Raw genomic sequence first — 4,387 nt, forward strand, 5'->3', positions numbered from 1 at the left:
AAGCTAAGAAAAGCGAATACCCCAAAACGAAAAAATTGACATCTCCAGGAGGAAATGTACATTTTCTTGTTTGGGGTGTTATAAAATTCTTAAGTTGATGGGCATGTGGTGCTACCCCAAGATACTTCACATCAGACAATAAAACAGAAATTGAATTTGAATAAGCATTCCTGCGGGAGTGCTTATTCATTTTATTTGCAGGAAATTATCACCATTTGTCGAATTATATAAGCTGAAGGGTGATAAAAATGAGTCATAGAAATCTTTTTATGCTGGCAATGAATACGTAAAAACAAAAACATTCACTTATAGCGGTTAATAGGAGGAATTATCATGAAAAAATTAGCTACAATTGCGTTGACTGGTGCGTTAGCTTTAGGCGGTTTAACGGTTATGAATTTAGATACACCAAAGGCACATGCTGATGAATTTAATGAGGGCTGTCATTATATTTGTGGTCCTAGCGAAACGGTGAACGGTGTTACAGTTCAAGTACATTCTACACAAGTTACTTTTGGCAACAGTACAATTGCAAGAATTACAAACAACCGAGCTGAAGATATTCATTACAATGTTAGCCTTGAGAAAAAATATGGAGATAGCTGGGGAGAATTTGAAACTAGTTTCCATTGGCAAAATCAATGGGTTCCAGCTGGCTCAAATGATGAAATTTCAACTTTCACAGGATATGGCGAAAACATTTACGACACTGGGACATACCGCTACAAAGTTGAAGTTGTAAGTGCTGATGGTTCTGTAGATACGATTTATACAGCAGGAATGACGGTAACAGGGCGATAACTCATGACTGAGCTTTATTATTTATGATTGTATTTTCGATAATATCATTGATAATTGCGTTGATATTATTATTAAAATAAGCTCTTCGGAGCTTATTTTTTTTATATAAAAATTGAATATTAATATTCTATTATTGAGTTTTATCCTCTGTTTATAAAGGGGTACGGAAACGATTCTGGGTATGAGGGGCCACTCTGGAATTTAATTACAAATATAAAAAAGAACTTTATTCAAGTTCTTTTAATCTACGATATAGAGCGGCCTGACTCACTCCTGTAATCTGACATATTTCCTTTACTGTTTTATTGGTATGTTTTCGTAATTCAATTGCATGGTTCATGCCAGGATGTTTATCTGTGTATTTCTTCACTCTTCCTCTATATACTCCTTTTTGTTTTGCTAGCTTTATTCCCGCATGTTGTTTTTCTTTAATCATTTCACGATCTAATTCACTGAAGGCAGCCATGACGGTTAAGAAGAACTTGCCCGTTGGAGTTCTTGTATCAATTCCTAAATTTAAAATTGCAAAGTGAACATCCTTTTCCCGAAGTTGTTCTACTAACTGGGGTATCGCCACATGCCCATCAAGCTAACCAAGTAACTTACTAGATATGGAACGATCCTTGGTTCAAAATTAACAATTGATAGAAAAGTAGGCATACTAAAGAAGCCTATTAAAATCTGATTTTTTCGCTAGGCAGCTTGTCTATGCTTCACCGTCGTTTTATACACAATGCCCAGAATATCAAAGACGGTCATTTTCTTATACCGATGACATTTACGACCGTTCTTTTTGAGCAGTAGATAAAGACGATGCAAAATTTTCAAAAGTTCTTCTGTGCCAATGGCTATCGCTTGAAACAGTAACGGAAAGTAATCTTTAATCATATAAATCGCTTTGTATTCACTCAGCTCCTGCTTTGTTTTTTCAAGCAGAAACTGTCGCATTTGAAACATCGTAGAAGAACAGAGGAGAATGCCGATGAGTTGTCCATATAAATGGCACTCTAGGCGTTCTCTTTTAATATTTTTACATTCATCAATTTCAAAAAATGACTTCCACGTTTTAAACAAAATTTCAATCTGCCAACGAAGTGAATACAGTGAGTGCACGTAGTTCGTTGGTACTCCTTCTAGAGACGTGTTCGTGATATATACATTCATACCCATTAAACGTTTACTTTTATCCTTCATGACAATGCCTTTTTTCTTTTCACGTATCGCTTGGTTTTTCAGGCGTGTTTGCGTTTGATTATCGGTTAAACGATGGATAATGACACGTGCTGGAAGCTTCTGATTTTGTCCAATGTATGCCTCGGAAATTTCTATTGTTTCACCAGGGATTAGGCTCGACATCATTTGTGTCATATCAAGCTGTATGTATTCTGTTTGCTTTTTTAACGTGCCGTTGTTGAAGTATTCTGGCTTAGGATTCTTGATATAAATGCGTGTATTTAGCTTCAACCGCGAGATATAGTAAGCCTCTTTATCATGAATAGTTTGTAAGTCTCCTAAATCGAAGTAACCAAGATCACGTAAACACAAATCGCCCGCCTCTACGGTTTCAAGGCAGATGGTACCGTATGTTTTATCATTATTCTTTCCTGGACCAAGCTGCACGTTAAGAAATTGACCACTAAGTAAATCATATTCCAATTGGATTTTCACGCCTGCCGTATTACTACTTCCACCTGAACCTTGATAGTCAGTGGCGAAATGATCAGGCAGTTGAAACACTGTTGCATCTAAAATACGGATACGATTGAAAGTAGAGATCATGTGTGCAGAAAGTGAGTGATTTGAACAGAGTTTTTGTTTGAGAAGAGAAGTAAAGACTTCTCGAAGAAATGCGACAGCTGCTGGATTAAAGCGTTGATTCAGTCCTTCTGAACTCATAAGTACCCCAGTGGAAACTTCTAACTGACTACACAATTGTGTAAGTGATGTGCTAGCAATTTCTTGACTAAGCCATACGCAAAGGGCAATGAGTTCTTTTGCTTGATACTTACTAGATCGCTGTACAAAGCCAACTTGTTTGGCAATATCTTGTAGGACCACTGGAGATAAAAAGTATTGTAGCTCTTGAGCGAAAAGATTCAATCTATTTGAAATGATAGGATTCATCAAAACGCCATCCTTTCTTATAAACTGTTTACAATAAGCATAGCGTTTTTTCATTTTGAAGGTATGATTTTAACTTTGCTTGAAGGGAATGTGGAGGGACCACTTTAAACAACAGGAGTGATTTTTTCATGAAGAAAAATGGATTTTTATGTTAAAATATTTAAAAGAATATAATAATTTTTATTTTTCTAACCGTTTGTATTGAATTATAAAATTTTTGGGGGAATAATTTTATGGTTAAACTAAGTGAAATAGTGTCTAAACTGGACATTGAACTTAATATAAAATCATTTGGGAAGGATTCTGCTTTCAGTCAATTCATACCAATGGTCTATGAACCTTTAAAGTTTGACTGGAAATCAGTTTTTGAAAAAGACTTTGTGGAATTATTTAATGGTCTAATGTTAAAAGGAGATGCAAATGTAAAGAAAATTTTTCTTGCCGTCTTCCCTACAGATGAAGTGTTGGAACGTTTTATAGAAGAAAGTAATAGCGGAGACTTACTTTTTATGCACCATCCCTTATTGATGGAATGTGGAGATCCAAAAGGAGTATGGGGCAAAGGTTTTGTTCCTATAAAAGAAAAATACATTAAACAAATAAAAGAAAAGGAATTATCATTCTATACATGCCATGTACCGATGGATTATCATGCCAATTTAGGTACAAGTGTAGCTATTGCTAAACAATTAAATGCAGAAATTATTGATGGGTTTTTAACAAGTTCTATAAATAATGAAGACCTAGTTCTAATTTGTAACATTGAAGAAAAGAGTACAAGTGAACTAACTTCTCACTTAAAAGAAATATTCGATATTCCATATGTTGATTTTGAAGGTAAGAACATAAATAACGTAAAGAAAATAGCTATCGTTGCAGGTTGTGGCGACAAAGTAAGTTGGATGGAGGAAGCTGAAAAAAGAGGAGTTCAAGCCTATATCACTGGCGAAATCCATTGCCATATTGATAACGAATATGGTAAACAAAGATACAAACAAATGATGGATTATGTTTCTAATACTTCGATGTCTTTAATCGGCGTTTCCCATTCAGCATCAGAATATCTGGTCCATAAAACATTGATGAAGGAATGGTTTGAGAATAACTTTGATATTGAAACAGTTTTAATTCCACAGGAAAAATGGTGGTTATAAAGTTATTAAGTGATATTTAAAAGAGCTTGGGAATTCAAGCTCTTTTTTGCGAATTTAGCTGAGAATTATATCGTGAAAACTAGATGTTTTAGTCTGTGCTTATTGCTGAAGTTTTAGGTTTAGCACCCCAAAAATGAAAAAAACAAGCGGAATTTTCATAAATAACTGTAAAAAAGTAAAATTCTCGTTATGGGGGTGTCTTAAAATCTTAGCTTGATGGGCATGGGGTATCGCCAGCATTTTGGAAAAAACCATGCTAAGCAAAAAATACAATGAGCCGCCCATATGGACAGCTCATTTACATAATG

Annotated in this window: 3 protein-coding genes and 1 pseudogene; 2 read left to right on the forward strand and 2 right to left on the reverse strand. The window is 35.0% G+C overall.

Going from position 1 to position 4,387, the window contains the following annotated elements; genetic code table 11:
* The first annotated feature begins 333 nt into the window (after positions 1-333).
* On the forward strand, positions 334-801 hold the full coding sequence (locus tag JDS80_RS30275) for a hypothetical protein (RefSeq protein ID WP_071745893.1): 468 nt from the start codon (positions 334-336) through the stop codon (positions 799-801).
* 226 nt (positions 802-1,027) lie between these two features.
* Here the strand turns inward: JDS80_RS30275 and JDS80_RS30280 are convergent.
* A pseudogene (locus tag JDS80_RS30280) lies at positions 1,028-1,378 on the reverse strand (recombinase family protein); the annotation flags it as partial.
* A gap of 116 nt (positions 1,379-1,494) precedes the next feature.
* Positions 1,495-2,925 carry an IS4 family transposase gene (locus tag JDS80_RS30285; protein WP_199640775.1) on the reverse strand — a complete coding sequence of 477 codons (1,431 nt, stop codon included), beginning with the start codon at positions 2,923-2,925 and terminating at the stop codon, positions 1,495-1,497.
* 233 nt (positions 2,926-3,158) lie between these two features.
* On the opposite strand from JDS80_RS30285, the gene JDS80_RS30290 reads away from it, so the two are divergent.
* A complete protein-coding gene (locus tag JDS80_RS30290) occupies positions 3,159-4,079 on the forward strand; it encodes a Nif3-like dinuclear metal center hexameric protein (RefSeq protein WP_098358775.1) in 921 nt (306 codons plus the stop codon).
* Positions 4,080-4,387 lie beyond the last annotated feature (308 nt).

This window comes from Bacillus cereus group sp. N8, assembly GCF_016483685.1.
Taxonomy (GTDB): domain Bacteria; phylum Bacillota; class Bacilli; order Bacillales; family Bacillaceae_G; genus Bacillus_A; species Bacillus_A proteolyticus.